The following is a 15,463-nucleotide window of genomic DNA, read 5'->3' as shown; positions in this document are numbered from 1 at the left end:
ATTGTGTCAAACGGAGAGAAAGATGACCTTACTAAGCATTGCCATTCCGAGTTATAATTCGGAGGCTTACCTTCATTACTGTGTTCATTCCCTTGTAATGGGTGGTGACAAGGTTGAAATTCTGATTATTAACGACGGCTCGACCGATCGGACTCAGGAGATCGCAGAGGGACTAGAGAATCAATTTTCAAATGTACGTGCCATCTATCAGGACAATAAGGGCCATGGCGGAGCTGTTAATACAGGGATACGTGAGGCCAAGGGGAAGTACTTTAAAGTTGTAGATTCAGATGACTGGGTCGATACCAGGGCCTATTTGAAGATCCTAGAGAGTTTGCAGGCTTTAGAAGAAGCAAATACACCTGTTGATGCCTTCATTTCCAATTTTGTTTACGAAAAAGAGGGACAATCTCGTAAAAAATCTATGTCTTATCAATCCACTCTACCTGAGAATCGTATCTTCGGGTGGGAAGATGTAGGTGCCTTTTCTAAGGGTCAATACATGATGATGCATTCCTTGATTTACAGGACAGATTTATTGCGTGAGGTTGGTCTTGTTCTACCAGAGCATACCTTCTATGTGGATAATATTTTCGTATTTACTCCTTTGCAGGCAGTCAAAACCATGTTCTATCTACCAGTAGATTTTTATCGTTACTTTATTGGGCGAAATGACCAGTCTGTCAATGAATCCGTCATGATTAAGCGCATTGACCAGCAGTTAAAAGTCAATCGGATTTTGGTAGATAATTTAGACTTGGAGGCGATTGACAATCCTGATTTACGGAGTTATTTGCTCAATCATGTGGAGATTACAACCATTATCTCCTGTGCCCTTCTCAATCGTGCTGGAACAGCTGAGCATATGATGAAAAAGCAGGAATTATGGCACTATATTCGTGATAACAATCCAGCTCTCTTTAAAATCGTTCGTAAAGGGTTACTCGGGCAATTAACTAACTTATACGGTTATCCAGGCCGAAAAATTTCCAATGCCGTCTATAAAATCGCGAAAAGAATTTATGGTTTTAACTAAAACTCAGTTTCGGCTGAGTTTTGCTGTTATAATGAATAGAAGAAAAACGCTTACAAGGAGAAGACATATGCAAGAATTAGGACAGACAGGTTTACAGGTTTCTCGAATTGCTTTAGGCTGTATGCGAATGGCTAGTCTGACAGAGCAGGAAACTGCTAATGTGTTAGATACAGTCGTTGGACAGGGAATTAACTTTTTCGACCATGCAGATATTTATGGTGGTGGTGAGTCAGAAATTCGCTTTGCTCAAGGAGCAAAATTAGCAGGTTTGAAACGTGAGGACATGATTCTCCAGTCCAAATGTGGCATTCGTAAGGGATATTTTGATTTCTCAAAGGACTATATTTTGGAGTCTGTGGACGGCATTCTCAAGCGTTTAGATACAGATTATCTGGATGTTTTGGCTCTTCACCGTCCAGATGCTCTGATGGAAGCAGAGGAAGTGGCAGAGGCCTTTTATCTCTTGAAAAAAGCAGGGAAGGTTCATCATTTTGGCGTCAGCAACCAAAACATTTACCAAATGGAGTTATTGCAATCCTATCTTGATCAACCGCTCGCAGTTAATCAATTGCAGTTATCTCCTGCTCACACGCCTTTGATTGACGCCGGACTCCATGTCAATATGAAAGATGATGCTGCGACTATGCGTGATGGTGGGCTAATTGACTATTGCCAACTTAAAAAAATCACTATCCAAGCCTGGTCTCCTTTCTTGATTGATTTGCAACGAGGTATTTTTGCCAACCATCCTGACTATGCTCTTTTAAACCAGACCATTGGGGAAATAGCAGAGCGGTACAAAGTTTCACATGAAACCATTGTCGTAGCTTGGATTTTGAGACATCCAGCTAAGATTCAAACCATAGTTGGGTCCATGAATCCAGAACGTTTGACCAAGATTGCACAAGCTAGTCAGATTACCTTGACTCGACCAGAATGGTACGAAATATATAAAAGTGCAGGCAACATCTTGCCCTAGGAGGAAGCTATGCAGTGGGAAATAAAAGCATTTGACCAACTAAGTTTACAGGAGCTTTACAGTATCTTGACACTGAGAACCGATGTATCAGTCATTTAGTTTTTCTTTTATTACTTCGTTAACTCGCTTTACCGTACTTTAGTACAGCTTGCAGCTCGTTGACTCGTACTAAAAGTAAACTAAAAGACTTAATTTGTACTTGAACAGGCCTGTCCCTATCCTGAAGTTGACGGTAAGGATCCAAACTGTCTTCATCTTTTGGGAACTGATGAAGGAGAGTTAGTGGCTTACTTGAGAATCTTGCCAGCTGGTCTAAGTTATGACGAAGTTTCCATCGGACGTGTGGTCATCAAGTCAAGTCATCGTGGCAAAGGCTTAGGTCGCCCAATGATGGAGCAGGCAATTCACTTTATTACAAACGAATGGAAAGAAAGACAGATTAAAATTGGTGCCCAAGCCCATTTAGAAAAGTTCTATAGTTCGTTAGGTTTTGAGCCAGTTTCAGAAGTCTATTTAGAGGACGATATCCCTCATTTAGATATGCTTTATACTAAACCAGTCGTTTAAGGCTGGTTTTTTAAGCCTGTACTCACAAGTAATGTCATATAAGAGATAGTTTTTTGAAGGAATACGGACTGTATTTTTGAAAAAACTAAGGCTGAGTAGCTGAATAGCTAGTCTTAGATAGGAGTGCTAGACGGTGAATACAGGTTCTTAGATTTTTCTCGGCAATTTCCCCCAAAAATCAGCCATTTTATGGTAGAATGAATAGGTATAAAATCAGTAAAAGAGGAAGAAAATGAAACGTTCTATGTACGCTGGACGTGTTCGTAAGGAACATGTCGGACAGGAAATTACTTTGAAAGGTTGGGTTGGCCGCCGTCGTGACTTAGGTGGCCTGATTTTCATTGACTTGCGTGACCGTGAAGGCATTATGCAATTGGTGATTAACCCTGAGTCAGTTGAGGCTGAAGTGATGGCAAAAGCTGAGAGTCTTCGCTCTGAATTCGTTATCGAAGTAACAGGAACGGTTGTTGAGCGTGAGCAAGCTAACGACAATATCCCGACAGGAGCTGTTGAACTGCAAGTAACCAGCTTGACAGTGTTGAACACAGCTAAGACAACTCCATTTGAAATCAAGGATGGCATTGAAGCCAGCGATGACACTCGTCTTCGTTACCGTTATTTGGATCTTCGCCGTCCAGAAATGCTCAACAACTTCAAATTACGTGCAGCGGTAACCCACAGCATTCGCAATTATCTGGATGACTTGGAATTTATCGATGTGGAAACACCAATGTTGACCAAGTCAACACCAGAAGGTGCGCGCGACTACTTGGTACCATCTCGTGTGTCCAAAGGTCATTTCTATGCTTTGCCACAAAGTCCACAGATTACTAAGCAGCTTTTAATGAATGCTGGTTTCGACCGTTATTACCAAATCGTTAAGTGTTTCCGTGATGAAGATTTGCGTGGGGATCGTCAACCTGAGTTTACACAGGTGGACTTGGAAACCTCATTCTTGAATGAAGTTGAAATCCAAGACATCGTAGAAGGCTTGATTGCTAAGGTCTTGAAAGATACCAAAGGAATCGATGTAACCTTGCCATTCCCTCGTATGTCCTATGACAATGCGATGAATTTCTATGGTTCAGACAAGCCAGATACTCGTTTTGACATGCTCTTGCAAGACTTGACAGATACTGTCAAGGAAGTTGACTTCAAAGTCTTCTCAGAAGCACCTGTTGTAAAGGCTATTGTGGTCAAGGGTGCGGCGGATAGCTACTCACGTAAAGATATTGATAAATTAACAGAATACGCTAAACAATTTGGTGCCAAGGGATTAGCTTGGGTTAAAGTAGACAAGGGAGAATTAGCAGGCCCAGTTGCTAAGTTCTTGACTGGTATTACAAAAAACTTGACAGCAAGTTTACAACTTGAAGACAAGGACTTGGTTCTCTTTGTAGCAGATGAATTGGAAGTAGCCAATAATACCCTGGGAGCTTTACGGAACCGCTTGGCAAAAGAGCAAGGCTTGATTGATGAAAGCAAATTCAACTTCCTCTGGATTGTAGACTGGCCGATGTTTGAGTGGTCTGAAGAAGAAGGTCGCTACATGAGTGCCCACCACCCATTCACCTTGCCGACGGAAGAAACAGCTCATCATTTGGATGGTGATTTGGCGCAGGTGCGTGCAGTTGCCTACGATATCGTTTTGAATGGCTATGAACTAGGTGGCGGTAGTTTGCGTATCAACCAGAAAGAGATGCAAGAACGGATGTTCAAAGCGCTTGGCTTCTCTGCTGAGGATGCCCATGAGCAGTTTGGTTTCTTGCTAGAAGCTATGGACTACGGCTTCCCACCACATGGTGGATTGGCTATCGGTTTGGACCGCTTTGTCATGTTATTGGCTGGTGAGGATAACATTCGTGAAGTTATCGCCTTTCCGAAGAATAACAAGGCATCTGATCCAATGACACAGGCGCCAAGTACGGTTGCATCAGCTCAATTAGAGGAATTGGCTTTAGACATTACACTTGAAAATGAATAAATTTTTCAGAAAACAGCGTGTACGCTTTTTAAGAAAGGCCAGAAAGAATAAGTTTTGGTCGGTCATTTTGGGAATTTCTCGGGAAAAATATGCTGAACGGATATCGGGGTCCATTATTTATGGACTCCTATCTAGTATTGCAGTCAATTTTTTCTTTAGACCAGGGAATGTCTATTCGTCTGGAGTTACTGGTCTTGCACAAATTGTTTCTGCTCTGGCAGCTTCTTACGCTGGTTGGAATGTACCGATTGCGGTGGTCTACTACGGTCTGAACATCCCCTTGCTTATCTTAGCCTGGTATAAAATTGGTTATAAATTTACTATCTTTACCTTTATTACGGTATCCTTCAGTTCTTTCTTTATCCAATTTATGCCGCCAGTTACCCTGACGACGGATCCGTTAGTCAATGCTATTTTCGGTGGTCTCATGCTGGGAACTGGGATTGGCTTTGCGCTTAGGAACAATGTATCCAGTGGTGGTACTGATATTGTCTCTATTATTATTCGCAAGAAGACGGGACGTCAAGTTGGCTCCATTTCCTTGATTGTCAACATTATGATTATGTTGATTGCAGGGATGACCTTTGGCTGGCAATATGCCCTGTATTCAATGGTTGCGCTGTTTATCTCCAGCCGCATGACAGATGCGATTTTCGTGAAACAAAAACGGATGCAGGCCATGATTATTACCAATTATCCTGAACGAGTTATCAAAAAAATCCATAAAAAGCTCAATCGCGGTGTGACCATTATCAACGGTGCTGAGGGTGCTTATAACCATGAGCAAAAGACGGTTTTAATTACCATCATCACGCGAGCTGAATTCAGTGAGTTCAAGCATATTATGAAAAAAGCGGACCCACAAGCCTTTGTTTCAGTAGCAGACAATGTCAATATTATTGGACGGTTTGTGGAAAGTGACTGATTGACAAACACTACATGTAGGAGTAAAATAGTATTTACAGTCTACATGTAGTGTTTTTATTATAATGAGGAAATGTATGAAGAAGAAAATATATTTGGTTTATATCAGTTTGAGTGGCAATACAGAGAGTTTTGTGAAACGCCTAAAGTCTTTTTTTCAATTTCAAACTGACTGGGAGATTGAACTGGTCCATGTTAAAGATTTGGTCAAGCAGGACATTTCCTTTTACCAGCTAGATGCACCCTTTGTCGCCTTTTTACCAACCTACTTAGAAGGTGGAAATGGAGTGGACAACGGAGATGTGGAAATTCTGACCAATCCTCTTGGAGATTTTATCGCTTTGGGTACCAATGCAGAGCTCTGTCTGGGTGTCGTTGGCTCAGGCAACCGGAATTTCAACAACCAATATTGCCTGACTGCCAAGCAATATGCTGAGCGATTTAATTTTCCTGTTATAGACACCTTTGAACTCAGAGGAATGCAGAATGACATTGAACGCATTGGTCGGAAGATAATGGAATTGATGTAAAGAGCCTCAACTCAGCTTTATGCTGGGTTGTTTTTTTGTCACACAAAAAAACTCACCAGCGTGACCAGTGAGTTTTAAGGAGATTATGAAAAATATTTAGGATTGACTATAGTATACCTCAGACTATATCGTGTTTCATCGGTCTAAAGTCCTATTTGTCTTCTAAAATGCAAATACTCTGTCCTGCAATCGTGATTTCTTGCTGATCACGCTCTTCGACTGGAGGATAGTTGTAGAGAACTGTCTTATTTTTTTCACGTTCATAGGTAAAGTCGCTATCCGCAAAGTTGATGATAAATTGAATGGTCTTTTCTTCACTTGTCACTTGATAGCGGAGAACATATTCGGTCAACCAGTAGAAATCACAGGTTTCTTGAATGGTTTCATAGCTATCTTGGCTGAGAATTGGATTGTTTTTACGGAAGGCAATCAATTCTTGGATAAATTCGATATGTTCTTTATAGTGTACAGCTCGTGTCCAATCCAAGCGATTGATTCGGTCAGGAATATTGTAGGTATTGTCAATCTCATCTTTGGTACGGAAGAATTCTTGTCCACTATGGATAAAGGCCATACCTTGAGAAATAAGGATCAACTGTAGTCCAAAACTTGCAGCACGCTTTTGTTGTTGCGGTGTCCATTCTGGATTTTCAATATGGAAGTAATCAAAGGCTGTCGCATTATCATGGCACTCGATATAGTTGAGTGACTGCTGTGGTTTGATGAAGTGGCTATAGCGGCTACCTGTCAAAAGATGCTGCACTTTTTCGTGTAGTTGCTTGTCAACCAAACGATGTGGGTTGAGTAAGAGCTTTTTGAAGGTATCACGGTAGTCATCGTTGAAGAAGCTCACTTCAGGGAGTTGATCTGCGTTGTACTGGTGGGCCAGTTTTTCATATTCTAAGCCAGTTGCCATCTTCCATCCTTCGCCATAGAGATAGGCATTTGGGTGGATGGCAGCCAATTCTGCTTGGATTTGATTGATGGTTTCACTATCCAAGATACCCATCAAGTCAAAACGGAATCCATCAAAACCATAGATTTCTAGCCATTGGCGGAGGGAATGCTTGATGTAGTTGCGGACCATGCTGCGTTCACTAGCGACATCGTTGCCACAGAAGGTACCGTCAGTCCGCATACCATGCTCGTTGTAACGGTAGAAATAACCAGGCACGATGAGTTCGAATGCGTATTTTTCAGCGTGATACACATGGTTGTAAACAACATCCATATTGACCGAAATATCTGCATCGTGATAGGCTTGAATGGCCTCTTGGAGTTCTAGGATGCGGGCGTAGGGGTCATTTGGCAGGCTGGAGAAGGATCCTTCAGGCAGATTGTACTGCATAGGGTCGTACCCCCAGTTGTAAACAGCCTGAGGTTTGTTTTCATCCACACTGCCAAAATCATACACTGGTAAGAGTTGAATATGGGTTACGCCCAAGTTTTTGACATAGTCCATGCCAAGCTGCATACCGTCTAAGACAGGAGATTCTGTCAGACCGAGGAATTGGCTACGGTGTTTAAAGCCGGCTTCTGTCTGCCAAGAGAAATCACGGACGCTCATTTCATAGACAATAGCCTGAGAGATAGGGCGTTGAGTCTTGGCACGACGAACCTTGTGGAGTTTATTTGGGTTGATGACGTAGCTATCGCCAGAGTTTGCCTTAGAAGAAAGGGCATATGGGTCGTGAACAGCAATCCATTCACCATTGACTTTGTGGAGATAGTGGTAGCTTTGACTGTCTAAATCACCCTCTACTGTGACCTGCCAGACACCATTAGAACCCTTGGTCATTGCATGAGGGTTGCCCTCTAGGACTAGAAAGACTTGCTTGGAGATAGGAGCCCAAAGCTTGAAGCTAGTGGACTGAGGACTATAGGTTGCACCCAAGTCTCGGCCGTTATAGGTATAATTTTGTTCGAAAATAGCAGAGCGAACGATATGCCCATAGCCTAACTCGGTTTTGTTGCGATCTTGGTCGTAAATGGTGTAGTCTTTATCCAAATTGAGGGCATGGAGACTAGTTAAATAATATAGAACAAGATTATCTACCTCTAGACAGGAATGAATAAAGAGTTGAGATGTAGCGTCGGATGATTCGAGAGAGAAACTCATATGCTCAGTATCAAATCGTTTTTCCATGACGAGGCGAATAGTGGCTACATCATCTAGAAATGCTTGAAATTGTCGTAATGCCATGAGCCAAACGGCTCCTTTCTAGGTTAGAGTTCGGTAATAGTATGTGGAATGACACGGCGGTAGCAGACCTGTTTGTCTTCCTTATTGTCGTTGATGATTTGGTGGAGGGTATTGAAGGCCACACGTCCAAGTTTAATGGCGTGGACATCAACATAGGCTTCAATGTCCAATTTTGGTTTGACAGAGTCAAAGGATATGATGGGGAGTTTGGTACCGGCTTCGTTGAGGTATTTGACAATCCCTTCCGCGACCATGGTATCGGTTGTGACGATTGCGTCTATATCCTGTTTGAGTAATTTCTTGGAGATTTTATAGGCACTATCTTCCAAAAGGAAACCTGATACAAACTTGACCTTGTTTTCATCTAGAGGGATATTGTGTGATTTCAAGGCATTTTTATAGCCAGCATAGCGGTCTTGGGACACGACCAGCTCCTTGTTACCAGCGACGAAGGCGATATTCTTGTAGCCTTTATTGACAAAGTAATTGGTCGCTTCAAATCCAGCTTGGATATTATCGTTATCGACTAGGGAGATAAACGGGGAATCTGCCTTTCCAAGAATGAGGAAGGGAAATTTATGCTGAATGGCTAGCTGGACCAGCGGATCATCTGGCTTAGAATAAAGGAAAATCAGCCCGTCTACTCGTTTCCCGTAAACCATTTGAGAAATAGCTTCAAGACGTTGCTCTTCATTTTTACCCGTAGAGATTTGAAGGGCGTAATTGTGGTCTGCAGCCACCTGTGAAATGCCACGCAGGGCTGTTGGGAAGAAGGGGTTTTGGTAGAAGACATCGGAATCATCTGGCAAAACCAAGCCGATAACCTGGGTGTAGCTAGAAACTAGGCTTCGAGCGTTGAGGTTTGGATGGTAGTTGAGATCCGCCATGGCTTTCCGCACCAAGTCTTTCGTTTTTTGGCTAATGGCAGAGCTATTTTGAATGACACGAGTAACTGTAGATGGCGAGACACCAGCTAATTTAGCCACATCTTTGATGGTTGCACGCATATAGACCTCCTAGATTTCATCTCTGAATTTTGTTTTGAAAAATACCCATAACAAGCATAGCACAAATAGGATATTTTGTATGGTTAGAAGGGTAGTCACAGGTTGACCAAATAGTCCAATTAGACAGGCTATAAGAGTAGGCAGGCCCAGACAGTTGAGAGCAAAATTATAGCACTCTGCAAACGTTTCAAAATGGAAGAAACGAGACTTTTTAGTCAAAAAGAGGAAGAAGCTGGCTCCTAGTAGGATGAAGAGTAGGTTTGTTGTTAAAATAAAGGTCGAAATAAGAGTGATGGACAGTCCGACAGCTGCTCGGTTGGCTTGATACCATTTTTTAGAGATGGTTGCAGTCAAGGTCTCCTTACTAGCAAAATCGTCAGTATTCAAACCTTCATAAGTCAATTCGCTTAGAATATCACTTCCTTTACGAATAGTCAGAGACTGATTGGCGAATTGATAAGTAAAGTCAGAACTAGAGCTAACGGTATCACCAAATGTCACTTGCTCCCAGTTAGTATTTCCAGTATAGGTTAGGTGGTTGTTTTCAATGACTGCATGTTGACGGAGGTCATCTACGACCTGATCTGTCAGAGGTGCATAGATACCTTCTACGAAATTTTCTAAAGGATAGGTTTCGAGATTGACAGTCTGTAGGGAGCTCGGAATGAGCAAGAGCGCCACTAAAAAAAGCGTTGTAAACAACCGTTGCCAAAGGTTCATTAGTCTACGATTGGCAAACATATTTCTTGGAGAGAAGATACTAGAAAAATAGGAAAAAGGATATGGGAGCATTCGTTGGACCTTTCATAAATATCAATGTTTCCCCTAAAAAGGGAAAAGGTGGGACAGGGTTATCCCTTGTCGCCACCGCTTGTTAAACCAGATACAAAGTTCTTTTGTAGGAAGAAGAATAGGATACTGATAGGGAGGGCAATAAGAATAGCACCTGCCGCAAAGTAGGCAATCTTCATATTTTTCACATCACTGATGAAGGTTTGAAGGCCGACAGCTACAGTATAGAATTCTTTTTCACGAAGCAAGAATTTGGATAGGATGTAATCTCCAAAAGGTCCCATGAAGGCCCAGAGCGCTTGTACAGCAATCATTGGACGAACGAGTGGGAGGACGATTTGCCAGAAACGTCTGAAGTGACCAGCGCCGTCTAGTTTTGCAGATTCATCAAGTGAGATTGGCACCGTATCGAAGTAGCCTTTCATGAGCCAAGCGTTCATTGGGATACCACCACCGACATAAAGGAAGATGAGGAACCAGCTTTGGTTGAGCGCATTGAGCATGAGGGCCATAACGAAGAAGGCGGTAAGAGCAGCCATGGTTGGTACCATTTGGATAATCAAGAAGAAGACCAAACTCTGCTTACGAGCGATGAAGTTATAGCGACTATAAGCGTAACCCGCTAGTACCACTATACTTGTTTGAATAACCATTGTCAAGAGAGCAATGATAAGCGTATTGAGGTACCAGGTTCCGTATAGAGTCTCGCTAAAGAGCTTGCTGAAATTGTCTAGTGTAAAGTTGATATTGCTATCCAATTTGAAGGCAACCACGTTACCAGACTTGAAGGCGGACATGATTGTAATCAAGAGAGGATAGATGATGATAACAGACAGAACAATCAGATAGAGATAGGTTAAGGTCTGATTGATTCTACGTCTAAATTTTACAGATAATTTCATCTTATACATCCTCCATTTCAAAAGCATTTAGTTTTTTGAAGGCAATCATGGAAATACTGATGACAATCATTGAGATAATCAATGTAACTGCTGCCGCCATTGAGTATTGAGGTGATGTACCTGTGGTTAATTTATAAATCCATGAAATCAAGATGTCAGTTGAACCTGCTCCACCACCGACGCTACCAGGACCACCATTGTTGAAGAGGTAGATGATAGAGAAGTTGTTGAAGTTGAAGGTGTATTGACTGATTAGTGTTGGAGCTGCTACTGCTAAAATCATCGGAAGGGTGATGTTACGGAATTTTTGAATGGCACTTGCACCATCAATGTAAGCAGCTTCGTACAAGTCGTTTGGAATGGATTGTAAAATACCCAAGGTCAAAACATAGATATAAGGGAAACCAAGCCAAGCCTGCATCATAATGAGAGCAACTTTAGTCCAGAATGGGTCGGTCTTCCAAGGGATAAGGAAATTATCGATGAATGGTAGGAATTTGCTCAGGAATGGCAATACCTGTGTGTTAATAGCGCCGACACTATCGTTGAACATGTTACTAAAAGTCAAGATAGTTACGAAGGCAGGAACAGCCCATGGGAGCAAGAAGATAACACCGAAGATACGTTTTCCTTTGATGAATGGTTGATTTGCGATGATGGCTGTCAAGATACCGATAACAATTTGAGCTGTTGAAGCACAGAGTGCCCAGATAATTGTCCAGCCAAGTACAGAACCAAATGCGGTACGGAATGTGCTTAGTTTCCAGATGTTTGTAAAGTTGGTAATACCAATCCAATCCAACAAGGCACCTGGTGGCAGGTGTTTGAAGTCGTAGTTTGTAAAGGCGATAAACAATGTAACGACAACTGGGAAGATGATAGCAAAGGTCATCGCAATATATGATGGGATAATCAAGAGATATGGGAAACCATTCTCATAGATACCTTTTACCATTTCTTTTAATGTGGTAGCTACTGGCATCCCTGAATTCCATCGTTTCGCAGTATCACGTGCATCTTTTAGGTTGAGTGCATAGAAAGCGAGATAGACAACCGTGATAATCAAATGGAAAGAACCGCGAATCAGCATGAATAGTGAATTATCTTGTCCACGAACACTACCGAGGGTAATCAAGTTGCCTAATTCACCAGCTGCAATTGCAATAAAATAAACAAGGAAGGCAAGGGTAACACCCAAAAAGATGTATCCTTTGGCTTTTTGTTTATTGTAGATTTGTCCGAGACCAGGGATCAGGGACAAAAGGAGTGCCTTACCTGGATTTTGTTTCATAGTCATAGTCTCCTTATATAGTTTCTGAATAGATGGTCGATTCTATCTATTCAGTTTATCGTTAAGTAATAAAGTAGACTGGGAGGAACTCCCAGTCCAACTTTAAACTTGACTAGTTGCTGTGTTTTTGAGCAATTTCGTCTGCAATAGCTTTCACAGCGTCTGTTGCAGCAGTTTTAGCGTCTTTTGCACCACTTGCAGCTTCGAAGAGCATGTTACCAGCTGGTGTCCAAACTGAACCCATTTCTGAGATGTTTGGCATTGGTTGAGCTGAAGCGAACTGGTTGATAACTGCAGTTGTCAATTCGTCGTTTTTGCTTACAGCATATTCACGAGCGTCAGTGTTAGCTGGAACTTCGTTTGTAGCGTCGTAAAGTGCTTTTTGTTGGTCTGTAGCAGTCAAGAAGTCAACAAATTTTTGAGCCATTTCTTGGTTTTTAGCGCCTGTAGGAACAACCCACGCTTTACCACCACCGAATGCTGAGTAGTTTTTACCGTTTACAAGAGTTGGGATTGTTGCTACACCATAGTTTACGCCAGCTTCTTTATATGAAGCTGCTTTCCAAGGTCCTTCGATAATAGCAGCTGCTTTACCATCTGTAAATTGAGTGTTAATCAAGTTGTTTGCAGCAGTACCGTCTTGAAGACCTTGAGGCCATTTTTCATACCAAGTTTTAGCGTATTCAATCGCTTTGATGGCACCTTCATTAGCAAGTCCGATGTCTTTTGGATCAGTACCGTTTTCACCAAATACGTAGCCACCGTAACCAGCTAGAAGTCCGTAAGTGTAGTAGAAGTTTGTCCAGTCAGCAAGGAAGGCAGTTGTTTTACCAGCTTCTCCTTCGAAGGCGTATTTGCTATCTTTAGCAAGTGTTTCAAGTTCTGCAAATGTCTTAGGAGCTTCAGTCAACAAGTCTTTGTTGTAGTAAAGAACAAGTGTTTCGATAACTGCTGGTGAACCGTAAACTTTACCACCGTTTGTTACAAGAGCAGTTGTTGTGTCATCTGCTTTGCTATCATCTGCAAGTGTCAATTCAGATAATTGGCCTTCAGAACCAAGGCTACCTACACGGTCGTATGGTGCCATCATAACGTCTGGAGCTGAACCAGATTGGTTGTCCAATGACAAGTTATCCAAACCAGTCAAAGCATCACCAGTTTTAACTGTAACAGTCACACCATTTTCTTTTTCGAAGTCAGCTTTGACGTCGTTGATATAAGATTCATAACCTTGGTCAACGTAGACAGTCAATTCTTTGCTACCTTCAGCAGACTTAGATGCCTCTGTTGATGAACTTGAGTTTGAGCAAGCAACTAAAACAGCAGTTGATGCAGCAAGAAGAGCAGCGCTCTTAAGGAGATTGTGTTTCATTTTCTTCCCTCCGAAGATAAATAGTTTTGTGTGACGTCTGCTTTGCGCAAACGTTTTCCTAAGTTGACTTCATTATACACCAGATTGAATCCGTTTGCAAGCGTTTTTATAAAAAAATTTAAAATTTTTTTTGAGTTTTAAAAAACATAAGAATTTTTTTGTATATATAATGAAGAGAAATATGGAATGGTATAGGAACGAACAGAATTAAAGGAAAATCCCTTGATTTGTTACCGTTTTCAGTATATAATGAAAAAAGAGAAAACGTTTGCGTCGTGTAAGCGGATTAGATAGGAGAGCTTATGAAAGTAAGACAGAGTGGTGTGCTGATGCACATTTCATCATTACCAGGAAAATATGGAATTGGTTCCATGGGACAATCGGCCTATGAATTTGTTGATTTTTTGGTAAGAACTAAGCAGCGCTATTGGCAAATCTTACCTTTGGGAACAACCAGTTATGGAGATTCTCCTTACCAGTCATTTTCAGCTTTTGCAGGGAATACTCATTTTATTGATTTCGATATATTGATCGATAAAGGCTGGCTGGCAGCAGAGGATTTACACGGTGTTGACTTTGGGCAGAATCCTACAGAGGTAGATTACGCAGCCATTTTTTATGCTCGCCGTCCATTACTGGAGAAGGCAGTTGCCAACATGAAGGCACAAGGCTTGCCGGAAGATTATTGGATGTTCTTAGGGGAGAATGACTTTTGGATTCATACCTTTGCGGAGTATATGGCTATAAAAGAGCATTTTGATCTCAAACCTTGGACAGAGTGGGAAGATCAAGGGGCGCGCTTACGTTACCACTATACCTTGGAATATTATCGTCACTTGTTGGCAGATCGAATTGATTATCACCGCATTACACAATATTTATTCTTTTCACAATGGAAGGCTTTAAAGGCTTATGCCAATGCCAAAGGTGTTGAGTTTGTTGGGGATATGCCGATTTATATCGCGGCTGATTCTGCTGATATGTGGGCCAACCCTCATTTCTTTAAAACGGATGAAGAAGGCAAGCCAAGTGTGGTTGCAGGCTGTCCACCTGATGCCTTTTCAGAAATTGGTCAGCTCTGGGGCAATCCAATCTATGACTGGGAAGCGATGAAATACGATGGCTTTACTTGGTGGGTGGCTCGCTTGCGTGAATCCTTCAAGATTTATGATATGGTACGGATTGACCACTTTATCGGCTTTGCTTCCTTCTGGGAAATTCCAGCAGGGGAAGAAACGGCAGTTAACGGCTACCGTGTAGAAGCACCAGGTTTTGAACTCTTTGAAACCATCAAGTATCACTTGGGTGATTTAAATATCATCGCAGAAGATTTGGGAACTGTGACAGACAAGGTGATTCAACTGCGTGAAACAACTGGCTTCCCTGGTATGAAAGTCTTGCAATTTGCCTTTGACCCTGAAGGTGACAGTATTGAGATGCCGCACAATCACCGCAATAATGTCGTAGCTTATACTGGTACGCATGACAATGATACGATTCTTGGTTGGTATGAAAAGGAAACGACGGAAGAATCCCGTGCATTCTTAGACAAGTACAGCAATCGTCGTGATGATGAAACGGTTAGCCATGCTATGTTCCGCTTGCTGTTCGGCTCACCTGCCTTTATGGCTGTAGCTACTATGCAGGACTTGCTTGGTCTGGATGGATCCGCTCGTATGAATCTGCCAAATACCCTTGGTGGCAACTGGACCTGGCGGATGACTGCTGACCAGCTCACCCCTGCAATTGAGGTAGAATTGCTTGATTTGACAGTGACCTATCGCCGTGAGAATGCTATTATAAAAGCAAAAGAACAAGAAATGACAGAACCATCAGCCTAGGCTGGTGGTTTTTTGTAAAGGCTTGCAAGATATGG

General features: G+C 42.1%; 12 protein-coding genes and 1 pseudogene. 7 read left to right on the top strand and 6 right to left on the bottom strand.

Annotation, left to right across the window (positions count from 1 at the left end):
- Nucleotides 1–22: 22 nt before the first annotated feature.
- The 6 genes and pseudogenes from ODU55_RS01195 (at nt 23) to nrdI (ending at nt 6,020) form a co-directional block, all read left to right on the top strand.
- Complete coding sequence (locus tag ODU55_RS01195; RefSeq protein WP_398581607.1) at nt 23–1,036, top strand: glycosyltransferase family 2 protein; 1,014 nt, start codon at nt 23–25, stop codon at nt 1,034–1,036.
- 67 nt (nt 1,037–1,103) lie between these two features.
- Nucleotides 1,104–2,015 (top strand): aldo/keto reductase family oxidoreductase, encoded by a 912-nt coding sequence (locus ODU55_RS01190; protein WP_398581606.1) that lies wholly within the window; start codon nt 1,104–1,106, stop codon nt 2,013–2,015.
- A gap of 192 nt (nt 2,016–2,207) precedes the next feature.
- Nucleotides 2,208–2,582 (top strand): annotated as a pseudogene (locus tag ODU55_RS01185) (GNAT family N-acetyltransferase); the annotation flags it as partial.
- A 232-nt stretch (nt 2,583–2,814) separates the two neighbouring features.
- Entirely contained in the window at nt 2,815–4,566 is a 1,752-nt protein-coding gene (aspS, locus tag ODU55_RS01180) for an aspartate--tRNA ligase (RefSeq protein ID WP_398581605.1), read from the top strand.
- Nucleotides 4,553–5,491 carry a YitT family protein gene (locus ODU55_RS01175; RefSeq protein ID WP_398581604.1) on the top strand — a complete coding sequence of 313 codons (939 nt, stop codon included), beginning with the start codon at nt 4,553–4,555 and terminating at the stop codon, nt 5,489–5,491. Before aspS ends, ODU55_RS01175 begins: the two co-directional genes overlap by 14 nt.
- A 76-nt stretch (nt 5,492–5,567) precedes the next feature.
- Nucleotides 5,568–6,020 carry a class Ib ribonucleoside-diphosphate reductase assembly flavoprotein NrdI gene (nrdI, locus tag ODU55_RS01170; RefSeq protein ID WP_029996979.1) on the top strand — a complete coding sequence of 151 codons (453 nt, stop codon included), beginning with the start codon at nt 5,568–5,570 and terminating at the stop codon, nt 6,018–6,020.
- Between the two features lie 151 nt (nt 6,021–6,171).
- On the opposite strand, the gene pulA is transcribed toward nrdI, so the two are convergent.
- The 6 genes from pulA to ODU55_RS01140 form a co-directional block, all read right to left on the bottom strand.
- Nucleotides 6,172–8,223 carry a type I pullulanase gene (gene pulA / locus ODU55_RS01165; protein ID WP_398581603.1) on the bottom strand — a complete coding sequence of 684 codons (2,052 nt, stop codon included), beginning with the start codon at nt 8,221–8,223 and terminating at the stop codon, nt 6,172–6,174.
- 23 nt (nt 8,224–8,246) lie between these two features.
- A complete protein-coding gene (locus ODU55_RS01160; protein ID WP_398581602.1) occupies nt 8,247–9,230 on the bottom strand; it encodes a LacI family DNA-binding transcriptional regulator in 984 nt (327 codons plus the stop codon).
- A 9-nt stretch (nt 9,231–9,239) separates the two neighbouring features.
- Complete coding sequence (locus tag ODU55_RS01155; RefSeq protein ID WP_015445375.1) at nt 9,240–9,950, bottom strand: integral membrane protein; 711 nt, start codon at nt 9,948–9,950, stop codon at nt 9,240–9,242.
- Nucleotides 9,951–10,081: 131 nt separating this feature from the next.
- Nucleotides 10,082–10,924, bottom strand: a complete 843-nt coding sequence (locus ODU55_RS01150) for a sugar ABC transporter permease (protein WP_024407722.1) — start codon at nt 10,922–10,924, stop codon at nt 10,082–10,084.
- Between the two features lies 1 nt (nt 10,925).
- The gene (locus ODU55_RS01145; protein WP_024376014.1) at nt 10,926–12,221 is read right to left on the bottom strand and encodes a sugar ABC transporter permease; all 1,296 of its coding nucleotides are present in this window, start codon (nt 12,219–12,221) and stop codon (nt 10,926–10,928) included.
- 106 nt (nt 12,222–12,327) lie between these two features.
- Nucleotides 12,328–13,587, bottom strand: a complete 1,260-nt coding sequence (locus ODU55_RS01140; protein ID WP_398581601.1) for an extracellular solute-binding protein — start codon at nt 13,585–13,587, stop codon at nt 12,328–12,330.
- A 302-nt stretch (nt 13,588–13,889) separates the two neighbouring features.
- Here ODU55_RS01140 and malQ point away from each other — a divergent pair, with 302 nt between their 5' ends.
- Nucleotides 13,890–15,428 (top strand): 4-alpha-glucanotransferase, encoded by a 1,539-nt coding sequence (malQ, locus tag ODU55_RS01135; protein WP_398581600.1) that lies wholly within the window; start codon nt 13,890–13,892, stop codon nt 15,426–15,428.
- Nucleotides 15,429–15,463 lie beyond the last annotated feature (35 nt).

This window comes from Streptococcus sp. 2022WUSS037, assembly GCF_044427225.1.
Taxonomy (GTDB): domain Bacteria; phylum Bacillota; class Bacilli; order Lactobacillales; family Streptococcaceae; genus Streptococcus.
Note: the sequence above shows the minus strand (reverse complement) of the source record. Positions and strands in the feature narration are given on the sequence as shown.

What these genes read in the sequence shown, in the direction of transcription:
- aspS (WP_398581605.1), top strand. Translation starts at nt 2,815, where the DNA reads ATGAAACGTTCTATGTACGCTGGACGTGTTCGTAAGGAACATGTCGGA.
- ODU55_RS01155 (WP_015445375.1), bottom strand. Translation starts at nt 9,950, where the DNA reads ATGAACCTTTGGCAACGGTTGTTTACAACGCTTTTTTTAGTGGCGCTC.
- ODU55_RS01145 (WP_024376014.1), bottom strand. Translation starts at nt 12,221, where the DNA reads ATGACTATGAAACAAAATCCAGGTAAGGCACTCCTTTTGTCCCTGATC.
- ODU55_RS01190 (WP_398581606.1), top strand. Translation starts at nt 1,104, where the DNA reads ATGCAAGAATTAGGACAGACAGGTTTACAGGTTTCTCGAATTGCTTTA.
- pulA (WP_398581603.1), bottom strand. Translation starts at nt 8,223, where the DNA reads ATGGCATTACGACAATTTCAAGCATTTCTAGATGATGTAGCCACTATT.
- ODU55_RS01160 (WP_398581602.1), bottom strand. Translation starts at nt 9,230, where the DNA reads ATGCGTGCAACCATCAAAGATGTGGCTAAATTAGCTGGTGTCTCGCCA.
- ODU55_RS01150 (WP_024407722.1), bottom strand. Translation starts at nt 10,924, where the DNA reads ATGAAATTATCTGTAAAATTTAGACGTAGAATCAATCAGACCTTAACC.
- ODU55_RS01195 (WP_398581607.1), top strand. Translation starts at nt 23, where the DNA reads ATGACCTTACTAAGCATTGCCATTCCGAGTTATAATTCGGAGGCTTAC.
- malQ (WP_398581600.1), top strand. Translation starts at nt 13,890, where the DNA reads ATGAAAGTAAGACAGAGTGGTGTGCTGATGCACATTTCATCATTACCA.
- nrdI (WP_029996979.1), top strand. Translation starts at nt 5,568, where the DNA reads ATGAAGAAGAAAATATATTTGGTTTATATCAGTTTGAGTGGCAATACA.
- ODU55_RS01140 (WP_398581601.1), bottom strand. Translation starts at nt 13,587, where the DNA reads ATGAAACACAATCTCCTTAAGAGCGCTGCTCTTCTTGCTGCATCAACT.